Consider the following 15,051-nt stretch of genomic DNA (forward strand, 5'->3'; position numbering starts at 1 on the left):
GCACAGGGCTGTGCCGACCTCGACGCAAAGTGCCGACCTGGCCGGCCGGGGTCAGGGGGCTGCCGACCTCGCGGACCGAGGTCGGCAGACTGCCGATCTCGCCCGACCAGCGCCATGAGGCTGCCGACCTGGCGGGCACAAGGGCAGGAGCGGGCGTCAGTCGCCGTTCTGCTGTGCGAGGAACCGCTCGAACTCCGCGCCCAGCTCCTCCGCGCTCGGGATCGGCGTGGTCTCCGCGAGCAGGCTCGGCCGGCCGATAGACCGGGCGAAGGCGTCGTACTGCTCCTCCAGCGCCTTGACGACGGCGGCGATCTCGGTCGACTCCGCGACCTGCTTCTCCACCTCGATCTTGGCGTCCGTCGCGGCCTCCTCGAGGCCGGCGACGGCCAGGTCGAGCCCGGTCGCCCGCTCCGTGTGGTGCAGCGCGACCACCGTGGCCGGCGGGTACTGCGACTGCGCCAGGTAGTGCGGCACGTGGACCGTGAAGCCGAGCGCGTCGTGCCCCGCCTCACCGAGGCGGTACTCGAGGAGCGCGGACAGCGAGCCCGGCACCTTCACGCTGCCGAACCACGACGTGTAGTCGTCGACCAGCCCGGGCCGGGTGGCGTGCGCCGTCAGGGACAGCGGGCGGGTGTGGGGCAGCCCCATCGGGATGCCCTGGATGCCCACGACGAGGCTCACGCCGAACCGCTCGACGAGCTGGATCAGCCCGGCCACGACGCGTTCCCACTGCAGGTCCGGCTCGGCGCCGTGCAGCAGCAGGAAGCCCGTGCCCTCGGCGTCGGTCAGGTGGTCGACCGCGAGGTAGGGGGCCTGGTAGTCGGCCCACCGGTCGGAGTCGAAGGTCATGGTCGCCCGCTTGGAGCGGTAGTCGAGCAGCTGGTCGACGTCGAACGTCACCAGACGCTCCACGCGGAACTCGTCGATCAGGTGCTCGACGGCGAGGTCGCCCGCGCTGCCGGCGTCCACGAACCCGCGGACGGCGTGCAGCAGGACGGGCCCGTCGGAGCTGCCGGGCACGCTGCGACCCAGCGTGCGCTCCACCGCTGCCTCGTCGACGTCGTAGATGCCCTGGGGGTCTAGCACGTGCGCTCCCTCGCTCGTCGGAGTACTGCCGATCACCCGATCCGAAAGGGTGTCTGCTCTGGTCCAACGTCGGGACGGCCGGGTGTCTTCCCGTTACGCCCAGAGCGTCGCGAGCAGTTCGACCTCACCTGCCGGGCAGGCGCACCACGGACACGAAGAAGTCGTCGATCTGGCGCACCACGTCGATGAACCGGTCGAAGTCCACCGGCTTGGTCACGTACGCGTTGGCGTGCAGGGAGTAGGAGCCCACCACGTCCTCCTGGGCGTCCGACGTGGTCAGCACCACCACGGGGATGTGCCGCAGCATCGGGTCGCCCTTGGCGACGGCGAGCACCTCGAGGCCGTCCATCTTCGGCAGGTTGAGGTCGAGCAGCACCAGGTCAGGCGTCGGCACCTTGGCGTACTGCCCCTGCTTGCGCAGGAACTCCAGCGCGCTCACGCCGTCGCCGACCACGGAGACGTTGTTGGCGACGCGGTGATCCTCGAACGCCTCGCGCGTCATCAGGACGTCGCCCGGATCGTCCTCCACGAGGAGGATCTCCATCACCTTCTGACCGCTCACGTTGACCACCCGGCCCGTACCTGTCCCATGGAGTCCTCACCGGCGGGCCCCTTCGTCGCGCCCCGCCGTCGGCCCTGGTCAGGCCGCTTCATTGAAGCGTAGTCGACTGGGCCCGTTCGGTCGAAAGGCGCCCCGTGGCAGGTTGCCCCTGCCGCCGGGCCAGGGTGAACCGCACGATGGTGCCGCCGCCGTCCGCCGGCTCGATCCAGATGCGGCCCTTGTGGTACTCCACGATCCGTTTGACCAGCGAGAGGCCGATGCCGGTGCCCGCGTACTGCTCGCGCGAGTGCAGGCGCTGGAAGATGACGAACACCCGCTCCGCGTACTGGGCGTCGATGCCGATGCCGTTGTCCACCACCGAGATCTCCCAGTGCGCCCGCATGCTGCGCACCTCGATCCGCACGTTCGGCGTGCGCTCCGGGTCGCGGAACTTGAGCGAGTTGCCGATCAGGTTCACGAAGATCTGCTGCAGCAGGGCCCGCTCGCCGTGCACCACGGGCATCGGGTCGTGGACGATCTCGGCCCCCGACTCCTCGATCCGCTCAGACAGCTCGGACAACGCCGCCGTGAGCACGCCCTCCAGCTCCACGTCCTCGCGCGGCACGCCCGTGCGGCCCACGCGCGAGAAGCTCAGGAGGTCCTGGATGAGCCGCTGCATGCGCTTGGCGCCGTCCACGGCGAACTCGATGTACTGGTCGGCGCGCTCGTCGAGCGACCCGCCGTACCGCTTCTGCAGGAGCTGCGTGAAGCTCGCGACCTTGCGCAGCGGCTCCTGGAGGTCGTGCGAGGCCACGTAGGCGAACTGCTCCAGGTCGCGGTTGGACCGCTCCAGCTCGCGCGCCTGCTCGCTGAGCAGCGTGTGCGCGTTCTCCACCTCCTGGTGCGACAGGCGGATCTCCTCCACCTGGTGCACCAGCTCGCGGCGCATCGTCTCCACGTGCATGGCGAGCAGGGCCACCTCGCCCGTGCCGGCGGGCCGGATCTCGCGCCCGAGCACCCCGCTGCTCACCACCCGGACGGCGGCCGTCAGCTCGGTCAGCGGCCGGATCACCCAGGACTCCAGGGCGAGCCACATCATCGTGCCCATCAGCACGACCACGAGCACGAGCGTCGCCACCGCCCCCAGCAGCAGCCGCTCCCAGACGGTCCGGGTCTCCACGATCGCGTCCCGCTGCGCCCCGAGCTCGGCCAGGTAGTGGACGACGGCGGCGTTGGCGGCCGCGTACAGAGCGTCGCCCTCGACGGTGGGCGGGGCCGTCCTGAGCAGTTCCATGCGGCAGTCCACCTGGCCCGGCGGCGCCGCCTCGACGGCCGCCACCACCGGTTCGGCGTACTCGTCGAACCAGGCGTCGGTGCGCCGCACCGCCTCCTCGTAGGCCAGCGCCACCTCGGCGTCCGACTGCAGGGCGCGCCGCTCGACGTCGCCCAGGAGCATGATGCGGCCGGTCGACCCGACGGCGCGCGTCCAGGGCTCGAGCGCGGCCTCGTCGCAGGTGGCGCGGTAGGCGCGCAGCGACGAGTCGGCGTCGGCCAGCGCCAGGGAGGCCCGCTCGCCGTCGACCAGGGCCCGGTAGTACGGGCCGTCGGCCCGGGCGTCCAGGCCGCGGGACTGGACCAGGGCGAGCACCGCGACGGCGAGCGCCAGCACGAGCATGGCCGCGACCGCGCCGAGCAGCCGCGCGAGGCGACGACGCATCGACACACCGGTGAACCGGTGCTCGTCCGGCACCAGAGTCATGCCCGCGACCACTCCACCGAGTCGGCCAGGGTCGAGGTGCGTTCACCGGGCTCGGTGGCGCCGGCGCCGGCCCAGCCGACGAAGAGCAGCGCGGCGTCGTCCACCAGGGGGCCGCCGTGCAGCGCGCGCACCCGGCGCAGCACGCGGGTCACCACCTCGTCGGTGCCCTGGTCCATCTCGTGCTCGACGACGCTGCGCAGGCCGTGCGCGCCGAGGCGCGGCATCCGGCCGTGGGCGCTGGGCGGCAGGACGGGCGTGCCGCCGGGGTCGGCGCCGACGGCCGCCTCCACGAGCCCGTCGGTGTAGAGCACCGCGGTCCACACCTCCGGCAGGCGCACGCGGTGCGCGGTCCAGGTGCCCTCGACGGGGATGCCGAGCGCGCGGCCGCGGTCCGACGAGGGCAGCTCCTCGCACTTGTGGGTGGCGGCGGCCTCGCCGTCTGCCGCCTGCGGCACCACGAGCAGCGGCGGGAGGTGCCCGGCGAGGTAGACGTCCATGTGCGTGCGGTCCGCCGAGATCACGGCCTGGCAGATGGTGACGAACACCTCGGGACGGCCGCGCTCGGCCAGGAGGACGCGCTCCAGCAGGGGCAGGACGTCGTCCGCGGGCGTGTCGGCGAGCACGAGGGTGCGCCACGCCGTCCGCATGGCGGCGCCGAGGGCGGCCTCGTCCGGGCCGTGCCCGGCGACGTCGCCGATGACCGTGACCAGGGTGCCGTCGGGGCGCTCGACCGTGTCGAAGAAGTCGCCGCCGAGCAGGCCGTTGCCGCCCGGCAGGTAGCCGACCATGACCGAGACCCGCTCGTCGGTGACGAGCTCCTTGGGGAGCAGCGCGCGCTCCAGGCGCGTGGTCTCGGCCGCGCGCACCTCGCTGCGGAACAGCGCGATCTGCTGGGCGGCGGACCGGCGGCGCAGCGTCGCGTAGCGCAGGCAGCGGGCGAGCCCGTCGCCGTCGACGTCGCCCTTGACCAGGTAGTCGTCGGCGCCGTTCGCGACGGCGGCGGAGCCCAGGTCGTTCGACGTGTTCCCGGTGAGCACCACGACGGCGGGCTGCACGGGCAGCACCTCGATGCCCTCGATGACGCGGCGCAGGGCCTCCAGCCCCTCGGCGTCGGGCAGGCCCAGGTCCAGCAGCAGGCAGTCCACCGAGACCATGGACAGGATCCCGAGCGCCTCGTCCACGGAGCGGGCGCGGTGCAGGTCGGCGCGCAGGTCGGCCTCGACGTCCGCGTCGGCCAGCAGCTCGCTCACGAGGAACGCGTCGGCGTCGTCGTCCTCGACCAGGAGCACCGAGATGGGGCCGTCGAGCCGGGCCGGGCGCGCCTCGGGTCCTGACCCGCCTCCGGGCCTCGCAGATCCCGCCCCGCCCAGTGCCATGGCGGCGATCCTATCCAGCGAGATGACGCCGTGTCAGCGGACAGGCCGACGGGTGGGCAATAATGGTCGGCCGGTTGATTACGACCGGAAAGATCGCGCTGGTGGAAAACGGAGGCTCCCTGGTGGCACACGGAGGTAGGGCGTGACGGGAATCGCGGGCGAGCTCGCCCACGAGCAAGCAGTCGTCGACACGATGTACGTCCGCTTGGACACCCTGCGCGGCACCACCGCGAACCGGCTGCGGGACGTCCGCCTGGCGGGCTCCACGGGCACGCACCAGAACCGCAGCGAGCGGGACGCGTTCGCGACCCTCTACGAGGACCGCGCCGCGCAGCTCGACGCCGTCGAGGACCGCCTGGTCTTCGGCCGCCTCGACCTCGCAGAGGGGTCCGAGGACGGCGCGGTGACCCGGTACGTGGGGCGCATCGGGCTGACCGACGCCGAGCACCGGTCCATGCTGACCGACTGGCGCGCCCCGGCCGCCGAGGCCTTCTACCGGGCCACGGCGCTGCACCCGGGCGACGTGCGGCGGCGGCGGCACCTGGTGACCAAGGGCCGGGCGGTCACGGGCCTGGAGGACGAGGTCCTGGACCTCGACGGCGACATCGACGCGGACGCGCTGTCCGGCGAGGGCGCGCTGCTGGCGGCGATGGCCCAGGGCCGCACCGGCCGGATGACGGACATCGTCGCGACCATCCAGGCCGAGCAGGACCGCATCATCCGCTCCGACCTCTCCGGCGCGCTGGTGGTGCAGGGCGGGCCCGGCACCGGCAAGACCGCGGTGGCGCTGCACCGCGCGGCGTACCTGCTGTACGCGCACCGGCGCCTGCTGGAGCGCTCCGGCGTGCTGGTGGTCGGCCCGTCGAGCGCGTTCCTGCGGTACATCGACCAGGTGCTCCCCTCGCTGGGCGAGACCGGCGTGGTGTCCACCACGATCGGCGACCTCGTCCCGGGGATCCGGGCGACCGCCGTGGACGAGGGGCAGGTGGCCCGGCTCAAGGGCCTGCTGCTGTGGCGCAAGGTCATCCGCCGGGCCGTGCGGGCCCGCGAGCGCGTGCCGCGGTACGACGTCGAGGTGCGGGTCGAGGGGCACGACTTCGTGATCCGCCCGCGCGACGTCGCCGACGCGATCGCGCGCGCCCGCCGCACGCACAAGCCGCACAACCTGGCGCGCGCGTCGTTCGTGCGCGACATGCTCGGCCGGCTCGCCGACCAGTACCGCGACTTCGACGGCGCCCCGCTGTCGTCCGAGGACCGCGCGTCGGTGACCGAGGACCTGCGCTCCGACCGCGACGTCCGCGTGGCGCTCAACCTCGCCTGGCTGCCGATCACGCCGGAGAAGCTCGTCGCCGACCTGTACGCCAAGCCGCACCGGCTGGCCGAGGCCGCGCCGGAGCTGTCCGAGCGCGAGCGGCGCCTGCTGGTGCGGGAGGCGGGCGCGCCGTGGACGGAGTCGGACGTGCCGATCCTGGACGAGGCGTACGAGCTGCTCGGCGAGGACGACTCCGTGGCCCTGGCCGAGGCCCGCCTGCGGGAGGCCGAGCAGGCCCGCGAGGTCGAGTACGCGCGCAGCGTGCTGTCCGCGAGCGGCGCGGGCGGCGGCCTGGTCGACGCCGAGACGCTCGCCTCCCGGTTCGCCGCGAGCGGCCCGTCCCTGACGACGGCGGAGCGCGCCGCCGGCGACCGCTCCTGGACGTACGGTCACGTGGTGGTCGACGAGGCCCAGGAGCTGTCCCCCATGGCCTGGCGGGCGCTGGTGCGCCGGGTGCCGACGCGGTCGATGACCATCGTCGGCGACGTGGCCCAGACGTCGTCCGCGGCCGGGGCGCGCAGCTGGGACCGCATGCTCACCCCGCTGCTGCGCGACGGCTGGCGCCTGTCGGAGCTCACGGTCTCCTACCGCACGCCGTCCACCGTGGCCGACACCGCCCAGCGGGTCGCGCGGGCCGCGCGGCTGCCCGTCTCGGACCTGCGGGCCGCGCGCGACGTCGAGGGCTCCCTCGACGTCGTCCCCACGCCGGCGGGCCCGGACGGCCTGCCGGACGACGGCGTCGTGGTCGCCCAGGCGCTGGCCCTCGTCAAGGAGCTGGTGGGGCCCGACGCCGGCCGGGTGGCCGTCGTCGCGCCGGCGGGCGGCGTCGCGCGCCTGGCCGAGGCCGTGGCCGGGGCGCTGGCCTCGGCCGTCGGCGCCGAGGAGGCCGCGCGCCTGTCGGCCCAGCGGCCGGAGGACGCGCAGGTGACCGTCCTGGCGCCGCGCGAGACCAAGGGCCTGGAGTTCGACGCCGTGGTGCTGGTGGAGCCGGCGGCGATCGCCGAGGGCGCCGGCGGGACCAGCGACCTGTACGTGGCGATGACCCGACCCACGCAGCGCCTCGTCGTGGTGCACGCGCGCGACCTGCCCGAAGGGTTCTGACCCGCGCCTGCCGCGGAGGACCCGTCGGCCCGCGTCCCACCTGCCGTCCCAGCAGGCGGGACGTGGGCCCGATCCGTTTGTCGCCACCGCTCCCCCTGGCGCACCATGGGTGCGTGCAGCGAGCCCTTCTCCTCGAGAACGTCCACCCCACCTCCGTCCCGATCCTCGAGTCGGCCGGGTACGAGGTCGACTACCGCAAGGGAGCGCTCGACGAGGACGAGCTCATCGCGGCGCTCGACGGCGTCCAGCTCCTCGGCATCCGGTCCAAGACCGAGGTGACGGCGCGCGTGCTGGCCGAGTCCGACAGCCTGGTCGGCGTCGGCGCCTTCAGCATCGGCACCAACCAGATCAACCTGACGGCGGCCGCGCACCGCGGCGTCGCGGTGTTCAACGCGCCGTTCTCCAACACCCGCTCCGTGGTGGAGCTGGCGATCGCGGAGATCATCTCCCTGACCCGCCGCATGACGGAGCGCGACCGCGCCCTGCACGCGGGCGTGTGGGACAAGTCGGCGGACGGCTCGCACGAGGTGCGCGGCCGCACCCTCGGCATCATCGGCTACGGCAACATCGGCTCGCAGCTCTCCGTGCTCGCCGAGAACCTGGGCATGTCCGTCGTCTTCTACGACACCGCGGAGAAGCTGGCGCTGGGCAACGCGCGCCGCCTGGAGACGCTGGACGAGCTCCTGGAGACCGCCGACATCGTCACGCTGCACGTGGACGGCCGCTCCGGCAACGCCGGGCTGTTCGGCGAGAAGCAGTTCGCCCGCATGAAGCCGGGCGCGATCTTCCTCAACCTGTGCCGCGGGTTCGTGGTCGACGTCGACTCGCTGGCCGAGCACATCACGTCCGGGCACCTGTCGGGCGCCGCGGTCGACGTGTTCCCGGAGGAGCCCAAGAAGCGCGGCGACACCTTCGAGTCGGTGCTGCGCGGCCTGCCGAACGTGATCCTCACGCCGCACGTGGGCGGCTCCACCGAGGAGGCGCAGGAGGCGATCGGCCAGTTCGTGGCCAAGAAGCTGAGCGACTACGTGACGACCGGCTCGACGATGCTCAGCGTCAACCTGCCCAACCTCCAGCTGGAGCACACGGGCGTGGGCCGCATCAAGCTGCTGCACCGCAACGTGCCGGGCGTGCTGGCCACCGTGAACCAGATCTTCGCCGACCACGGCGCCAACATCGAGGGCCAGATGCTCGCCACGCGCGGCGACATCGGCTACGTGGTCACGGACATCTCGGACGTGACCGAGCGGGGCGCCTCGAAGAAGCTCCAGGCCCTGGACGCGACCATCCGCCTGCGGATCCGCGACGCCTTCGAGCGCCCCGAGTTCCCGCCGGGCCCGGCCGCCCGCTGATCGCCCCGGCGGCGCCCCTGGCGCCGCCGGAAGAGTCGCCGACGGAACAGGCGGCAGCGGTCAGGCCGACGGCACGGGCAGCGGCCGCACGCCGTCGATCGCGAGAGAGACGAGGCGCACGGCCTCGTCGGCCGCGTCGGCGTCTCCCTCGGTGACCAGCGAGACCGCGTTGACGAGCGTCAGCAGGTCGATCATGGACGTCTCGCGCCGGACCGCACCGGCGTCCTGGGCGCGCCGCAGCAGCTCGCCGCCGGCGTCGAGCAGCATCTCCCCGCACCCCCTGCCCGACGGCGGGTGCGACGGCCCCATCATCAGCGAGGCCGCCAGGCCACGCGTGGTCGCCCCGTAGACGGCGACCGCGCGCAGCCACGTCACGAGCGCCTCACCGGGCTCGTCACTCGTGGCGAGCTCGCGGGCCTGGGCGCACAGCACCTCGACGCGGTCGTGGAAGACCTCCTCGAGCAGCGCCTGCCGGGTCGGGAAGTGGCGGTGCAGGGTGGCGGAGCCGACGCCTGCCTGCCGGGCGATCTCCTCGAGCGACGCGTTCGCCCCGGACCGCGCCACCTCGGCCTCGGCGGCCGCGAGGATGCGGTCGTAGTTGCGCCGGGCGTCGGCCCGCAGCGGTCGTGCCGGCGCCGCCGAGGCGGCCGCGGTGTCTGCCACACGAGCTCCAACCAGTGATCGACCGGGGTGTCCCTCCACATCGTAGCCGGGCCGCTCGTTGACAAACGGGGTGCCCCTCCATATGTTGAGGACAACTGGGGTGCCACCCCAGTTGAGTGATGGAGACACCGACGATGGAGATGCTGATGAGCGATGTGACCACCGAGCCGCGCGTGGTGCTGGTGACCGGGGCGAGCTCAGGGTTCGGCCGCCTGACCGTGGAGTCCCTGGCCCGGAGGGGCCACCAGGTGTTCGCCGCGCTGCGCGGCGTGAGCGGCCGGAACGAGCGGGCCGCCGCCGAGCTGGCCGCGTTCGCGGCCACGGAAGGGCTGCACCTCCGGGTCGTCGAGCTCGACGTGACGGATCAGGAGTCCGCCGACCGCGCCGTCGCCGACGTCCTGCGGACCGCGGGGCGGATCGACGTGGTCGTCAACAACGCCGGCGCGATCTTCCCCGGGCCCGTCGAGGCGTTCTCGGCCGACGAGGCGCAGCGGCAGCTCGACGTCAACGTGCTCGGCGCCCTCCGGGTGAACCGCGCCGCCCTCCCGCACCTCCGGGAGCAGGGTCACGGGGTGCTGGTCCAGATCGGCTCGGTCTCGAGCCGGGTGACCCTCCCGTACAGCGGCCTGTACGCCGCGAGCAAGGCCGCGCTCGGCAGCCTCACGGAGGCGTGGCGCCACGAGCTGGCGCCCTTCGGCGTCGAGTCGGTCGTGGTCGAGCCGGCCCCCTACCCGACCAGCATCGGGACGAACGCCGCCCCGCCCGCGGACGCAGACCGGATGACGGCCTACGGCGACGGCATGGGCCGCTTCGTCGCGGAGCTGACCGGGCGCCAGGCCGAGGCGGGCGAGGACCCGAGGGCGGTCGCCGACGCCGTCGTCGGGCTCGTCGAGCTGCCCGCGGGCGCCCGGCCGTGGCGCACGGTCGTCGCGCCGGAGGCCCAGCGTCAGGCCGTCGAGGCCGCCGGCCGGGCGGCGGACGACGCCGCCCGGGCCGTCAGCTCGGACATGGGCGTCGCCGACTTCCTGGTCTCCGGTCAGCCGAGGACCGAGGCCGGGATCTTGTAGGCCGAGAACGCGTCGGCCACCTGCGCCTCGTCCAGGCCGTACCGCTCCAGCGAGTACGCGTGCGGGCGGTGGCCGCTGCGGTCGAGGGCCGCGGCGAGGTTGGTGTCGTCCGCCGCGCCCCAGTCCAGGCCCAGGGTCTCGAACAGCCCGTGCACCACCGTCTCGGGGTCCTTCATCAGGTCGTCGTAGACCACGTCGATCACGGCGTCGTCGGGCAGCTGCTCGCGCAGCGCGACCGCGCGCGCCACCCCGTCCGCGGAGATCTTCAGCCAGTCCTGGCCGATCCGCTCCAGGTCGATGCGGCCGGGCTTGATGTACATCGTCTCGGTCGCCTCGGCCATGGAGCAGCCAGAGGCGACGGCGGCACCGGGGGCGCGGTGCGTCCAGACGAAGCGCGCCCCCGGGAAGGCCCGCAGGATCTCCGGCATCCGCCACAGGTCCATGGGGTGCTTGAGCACCCAGCGGTCCGGTGCCTCGCCGGCGGCCATGATCTGCAGCGCGTCGTGCAGGAACCGGTAGTCCTCCGTCAGATCGGCGGCAACGACCCAGTCGAGGTAGCGCGGCGCCGGACCCCAGGTGGCGAACATCTCGGTGTGCGCGCGCAGCATGAAGTCCTCCTCCTCGCTGTCGGCGATCAGCGGGTGCAGGTGCCCCCACGTGGGGCTGAGCCTGGCCACGGTCGCGTACCGCTTGCGGGCCTGCGCGATCAGCTTCTCGCGCTCCGCCGCGGGACGCGGCAGGCCCAGGTTGTCCATCTCCCACAGCTTGGGGCCGCGGTGGCCGGGGTGCCGGGCGATCAGGTTGTACGTCACGGTGGTCCCGGTGCGCGGCAGCCCGACGACGAACACCGGCGCGGTGACCGGCTCGTCCTTCACCTCGGGGCGGCTCGCCTGGAGGTCGCGCACGATCGCGCGGTTGGTCAGGCGGGCCCGGATCTGGTCCTGCGTGCTGGACCAGCCCATGGCGCTCAGGTCGGGGTTGGCGGCGTGGTCCGCGAGCAGCAGGCGCAGGCTGTCGAGCGCCGCGAGCTCGTCGGCGCCGAGCGCGACCCGTCCGCGCTGGGCCTCGGCGAGCAGGCCGTCGAAGACGGCGTCGGGGTCCTTGCGGGTGCGCAGGCCGGGGGCGAGCAGCACGTTGAGGATACGAAGAAGAGGAGTGGCCTGGGGCATAGCGCACATCCTGCCGATGCGGCCGGGCGCCGACAAGCGCCGTGCAGCCCCTTGCCGGATCGTGACCTGCGGTATTGCTACTGGCAATCTCCGACCGCTCGCGGTTAGCATCCCGAGCGGGGGGCTTGTGCGCGGTGTCACGAACGACCCCGGATCAGGCCCCGACGAGAGGGGAAACGTGACCGCATCACCGCCGTCGGGCCCAACGGTGCGCCTCGGCGACGTCACCGACCGCACGCTGCTGGTGGAGACCACGGCCGCAGCCGACGCGAACGCCGTGTACGAGCGGCTGCGGCAGCGGTGGGGCTCGGTCGCCCCGGTCGAGCTGGAGGCGGGGGTGCCCGGCTGGCTGGTGCTGGGTCACTCGGCGGCGGTCGGCGTGCTGCGGGACGACCGCACGTTCATCAAGGATCCCTCGATCTGGCGCGGGCACACCGAGGCGCCGCTCGGCCCGGAGTCGACGCTGCACCTCGTGCTCGCCAAGGCCCCGAAGCCCACCCTGGCCGACGCCGACGGACCCAAGCACGCGCGCCTGCGCCCCCCGGTGGACGACGCGCTGGAGGAGATCGACGAGACCCGGGCCGGCGCGATCACCCGCAGGCTGTGCGGCATGCTCATCGACCGGTTCCAGGACCGCGGCCGGGCCGACCTGGTCGCCGAGTACGCCGCGGTCGTGCCGTTCCTCGTGCTGTCCGAGCTGGACGGGCTGGAGCCCACCCAGGCGCAGCGCCTGCAGGAGATCACCCGGTCGATCTTCGAGGGTGGAGCCGAGACCCGCGCCCTGACGGACGAGCTGCGCGGGATCGTGACCGGGCACATCGCCCACAGCCGGGCGCTCGGCACCCGGGACATCGCCGGCGTCCTGTCCGTGCACGAGAACTTCCACACCGACCTCGAACGGGCCCAGACGCTGACGGCCATCACCGCCGCGGCGACCGAGTCGCTGATGGCCTGGATCGCCCAGACCCTCGTGCTGGTCCTGAGCGACCCCCGGTTCTCGCACCGGATCTCGGGCGGCCGCCTGCACATCGACGACGCGCTCGACGAGGTGCTGTGGCGGTCCACGACCAACCCGAACCTGATGCCGCGGTTCGCGGTGCGCGACGTGGTGATCGACGACAAGCTGATCCAGCGGGGCGACCCGGTGGTGGTCGCCGTGCACGCGGCCAACCACGACCCGCTGGTGCAGTCCGATGACCCGTGGGACACCGTCGGCAACCGCGCCTACCTGTCGTTCGGCGCGGGCGCGCACCGCTGCCCCGCACCCCGGCTGGGGCGCGTGGTCTCGCGGATCGCGGTCGCCGAGCTGCTGCAGCGCCTCCAGGTGACCCTCGTGGGCGACCCGGACGAGGTCGAGTGGGCCACCAGCCCGTGGATGCGGTTCCCCGCCCGGCTGCCGGTCACGTTCCCCCCGCCGCGCGAGCAGGCCCCGCCGCCGCGGCCCCTCTTCCCGACGACGGCGCCGCCGCGCCGGTAGCGCGGACGGACCCGCAGGTCAGCCCGTCGGGCCGGTGATCAGCCGGCCAGGCGGTCTTCTTCGCGCTCTTAACTTCTGATCGGTTGTGTGATTTTCTGTTACATCTGCCGATCCACGGTGTGGAACGCTCGCGCACACTGATTGACAGAACCGCACAGCATCGGCCATTGTTGCGGTCGCACCAGCCGCCCGCCCTCGACGACGAGGAACATCAGCGATGTCCGCTTCACAGCTTGAAACTGTTCGTAACACTAGTTCACATTCGCCACCACGGCGGCTCACCGACGGTCAGTTCGCCCTGCTCCTGCTCCTGCCCGGCGGGGCCCTCCTGCTGGGCGTGGTGCTCTACCCGCTCGTCGCGGCGCTCGTCGCCGCGTTCTTCGAGCAGAGCCTGGTCGTCCCGGGCCGCACGTTCGTCGGCCTGCAGAACATCGTCGACGTCCTGACCGGCGACTTCCCCCGCCTGCTGGGCCAGACCCTGGTGTTCACGGTCGGCACGACGATCTTCCCGTTCGTCATCGGCTTCGCGCTGGCCCTCGCCCTGAACACCCGCATCCGCGGCGCCAAGGTGCTGCGCGGCCTCATGCTCATCCCCTGGCTGGTGCCCGGCGTCGTCGTCTCGTTCCTGTGGATGTGGATCTTCAACGCCAACTACGGCGTGCTGAACGCGCTCCTGGAGACGCTCGGCCTCGTCGACGGCGCCGTGCCGTGGCTCGCCCAGCCCGGCACCGCGATGACGGCGGTGATCGTGGCCAAGACCTGGCAGTCCTTCCCCTGGATGATGGTGATGCTCCTGGCCGGCCTGCAGACCGTGCCGCGCGAGCTGCACGAGGCCGCGGAGATGGACGGCGCCGGCACCGTGCGCCGCTTCTTCTCGATCACGCTGCCGCAGGTCAAGGGCATCGTCGGCCTGGTGCTGCTGCTGGAACTCATCTGGAACTTCCAGCACTTCGACATCATCTACGTGCTCACCGGCGGCGGTCCGGCCGGCTCCACCCAGACCTTCGCCACCGCCGTCTACGAGACCGCCTTCCACGGGTTCGACCTCGGCCACGCCGGTGCGCTCGGCCTGCTCTGGATGGTCCTGCTGATGGGCCTCGTCGTCGTCTACATCCGCTTCTCGGAGAAGGGAGAGGCGAAGTGAGCTCGCTGACGCCGACCCGCACGCCCACCCCCGGCACGCCGTCCGACGGCGACGCCGCCGACGCCGCGACACCCCCGCGCCGCGCCGTCCGGCGCAGCCCGCTGCGCTCCGAGCGCCGCGGCGTGCGCATCGCCGCGTGGTCCACCGTGGTGGTCTTCGGCGGCTTCGCCCTGGCGCCCGTCTACTGGCTGCTCGCCACCGCGCTGACCCCGCGCGACCAGGTCTTCGCCTACCCGCCCCGGCTGTTCCCCGCGACGCCGACGCTCGACGCCTTCGCCGCGCTCGCCGGCAACGAGCAGCTCTTCGTGTACCTGCGCAACAGCCTGCTGGTCTCGGTGCTCACCGCGGTGCTGTCCGTGCTGGTCTCCGCGTACATGGGGTACTCGTTCTCGAAGTTCCGCTATCGCGGGCGCCGCTCGCTGATGTACTTCGTGCTCGCGTCGCAGATGTTCCCGCAGGCGCTGCTGCTGGTGACGCTCTACTCGCTGTTCAGCGCGTACGGGCTGCTCAACACCTACACCGCGCTGGTCCTGAGCTTCACCACGTTCACGCTGCCGCTGTGCGTCTGGATGCTCAAGGGGTTCTTCGACACGATCCCCGACGAGCTCATCGAGGCGGCCCGGGTCGACGGCGCCTCGCGGCTGCGGATCATCCACTCGATCGTCCTCCCGCTGTCGGCCCCCGGGCTCATCGCGGCCGGGCTGTTCGCCTTCGTGCGCGGCTGGAACGACTTCATCTTCGCCCTGACGCTCGCCGGCCCCGAGAAGCAGACCCTGCCGCCCGGCCTCGTCAACACGTTCGTCGGCGAGGCGTCCACCGCCTGGCCGGAGCTCATGGCCGCGTCCCTGGTGGTCTCGCTGCCCGTGGCCATCGCCTTCATCGCCCTGCAGAAGTACCTGGTCGGCGGCCTCACCGCCGGCGCGGTCAAGGGCTGACGGCGCGGGCGGCCCCGCCGTCCCCGTCCCGGCCCGTCAGCACCCTCGTTCGCCCACCCCTCATCGTGG

At 72.9% G+C, this 15,051-nt stretch carries 12 protein-coding genes; 6 read left to right on the forward strand and 6 right to left on the reverse strand.

Features of this window, described 5'->3' with window-relative positions:
• Positions 1–156: 156 nt before the first annotated feature.
• The 4 genes from ACFV9Q_RS15720 to ACFV9Q_RS15735 form a co-directional block, all read right to left on the reverse strand.
• Positions 157–1,086, reverse strand: coding sequence for a proteasome assembly chaperone family protein (locus ACFV9Q_RS15720; RefSeq protein ID WP_377231353.1), 930 nt, complete (start codon positions 1,084–1,086; stop codon positions 157–159).
• Between the two features lie 124 nt (positions 1,087–1,210).
• Positions 1,211–1,630 (reverse strand): response regulator, encoded by a 420-nt coding sequence (locus ACFV9Q_RS15725; RefSeq protein ID WP_285101664.1) that lies wholly within the window; start codon positions 1,628–1,630, stop codon positions 1,211–1,213.
• A gap of 106 nt (positions 1,631–1,736) precedes the next feature.
• Positions 1,737–3,386, reverse strand: coding sequence for an ATP-binding protein (locus ACFV9Q_RS15730; RefSeq protein ID WP_377235175.1), 1,650 nt, complete (start codon positions 3,384–3,386; stop codon positions 1,737–1,739).
• The gene (locus ACFV9Q_RS15735; RefSeq protein WP_377235176.1) at positions 3,383–4,762 is read right to left on the reverse strand and encodes a PP2C family protein-serine/threonine phosphatase; all 1,380 of its coding nucleotides are present in this window, start codon (positions 4,760–4,762) and stop codon (positions 3,383–3,385) included. The genes ACFV9Q_RS15730 and ACFV9Q_RS15735 overlap by 4 nt, the downstream gene beginning before the upstream one ends.
• A gap of 142 nt (positions 4,763–4,904) precedes the next feature.
• On the opposite strand from ACFV9Q_RS15735, the gene ACFV9Q_RS15740 reads away from it, so the two are divergent.
• Together ACFV9Q_RS15740 and serA are read left to right on the forward strand one after the other, a co-directional pair.
• Positions 4,905–7,175 (forward strand): HelD family protein, encoded by a 2,271-nt coding sequence (locus tag ACFV9Q_RS15740; protein ID WP_377235177.1) that lies wholly within the window; start codon positions 4,905–4,907, stop codon positions 7,173–7,175.
• A gap of 113 nt (positions 7,176–7,288) precedes the next feature.
• On the forward strand, positions 7,289–8,527 hold the full coding sequence (serA, locus tag ACFV9Q_RS15745; protein ID WP_377229346.1) for a phosphoglycerate dehydrogenase: 1,239 nt from the start codon (positions 7,289–7,291) through the stop codon (positions 8,525–8,527).
• A gap of 60 nt (positions 8,528–8,587) precedes the next feature.
• Here serA and ACFV9Q_RS15750 read toward each other — a convergent pair whose 3' ends face one another.
• The gene (locus tag ACFV9Q_RS15750; RefSeq protein WP_377235178.1) at positions 8,588–9,190 is read right to left on the reverse strand and encodes a TetR/AcrR family transcriptional regulator; all 603 of its coding nucleotides are present in this window, start codon (positions 9,188–9,190) and stop codon (positions 8,588–8,590) included.
• A gap of 146 nt (positions 9,191–9,336) precedes the next feature.
• On the opposite strand from ACFV9Q_RS15750, the gene ACFV9Q_RS15755 reads away from it, so the two are divergent.
• A complete protein-coding gene (locus ACFV9Q_RS15755) occupies positions 9,337–10,257 on the forward strand; it encodes an SDR family oxidoreductase (protein ID WP_377235179.1) in 921 nt (306 codons plus the stop codon).
• Here ACFV9Q_RS15755 and ACFV9Q_RS15760 read toward each other — a convergent pair.
• Positions 10,227–11,426: a sulfotransferase family protein gene (locus tag ACFV9Q_RS15760; RefSeq protein WP_377235180.1), complete on the reverse strand. Its 1,200-nt coding sequence runs from the start codon at positions 11,424–11,426 to the stop codon at positions 10,227–10,229. The two genes, ACFV9Q_RS15755 and ACFV9Q_RS15760, sit on opposite strands and share 31 nt — an antisense overlap.
• A 178-nt stretch (positions 11,427–11,604) precedes the next feature.
• Here ACFV9Q_RS15760 and ACFV9Q_RS15765 point away from each other — a divergent pair, with 178 nt between their 5' ends.
• From ACFV9Q_RS15765 to ACFV9Q_RS15775, 3 genes are all read left to right on the forward strand, one after another.
• Positions 11,605–12,903, forward strand: coding sequence for a cytochrome P450 (locus ACFV9Q_RS15765; protein ID WP_377229342.1), 1,299 nt, complete (start codon positions 11,605–11,607; stop codon positions 12,901–12,903).
• A 217-nt stretch (positions 12,904–13,120) separates the two neighbouring features.
• Positions 13,121–14,047 carry a carbohydrate ABC transporter permease gene (locus ACFV9Q_RS15770; protein ID WP_377229341.1) on the forward strand — a complete coding sequence of 309 codons (927 nt, stop codon included), beginning with the start codon at positions 13,121–13,123 and terminating at the stop codon, positions 14,045–14,047.
• Positions 14,044–14,982 (forward strand): carbohydrate ABC transporter permease, encoded by a 939-nt coding sequence (locus ACFV9Q_RS15775; RefSeq protein WP_377235181.1) that lies wholly within the window; start codon positions 14,044–14,046, stop codon positions 14,980–14,982. Before ACFV9Q_RS15770 ends, ACFV9Q_RS15775 begins: the two co-directional genes overlap by 4 nt.
• Positions 14,983–15,051: the final 69 nt, after the last annotated feature.

The sequence above is a fragment of the Promicromonospora sp. NPDC059942 genome (genome assembly GCF_042731755.1).
GTDB lineage: Bacteria > Actinomycetota > Actinomycetes > Actinomycetales > Cellulomonadaceae > Promicromonospora.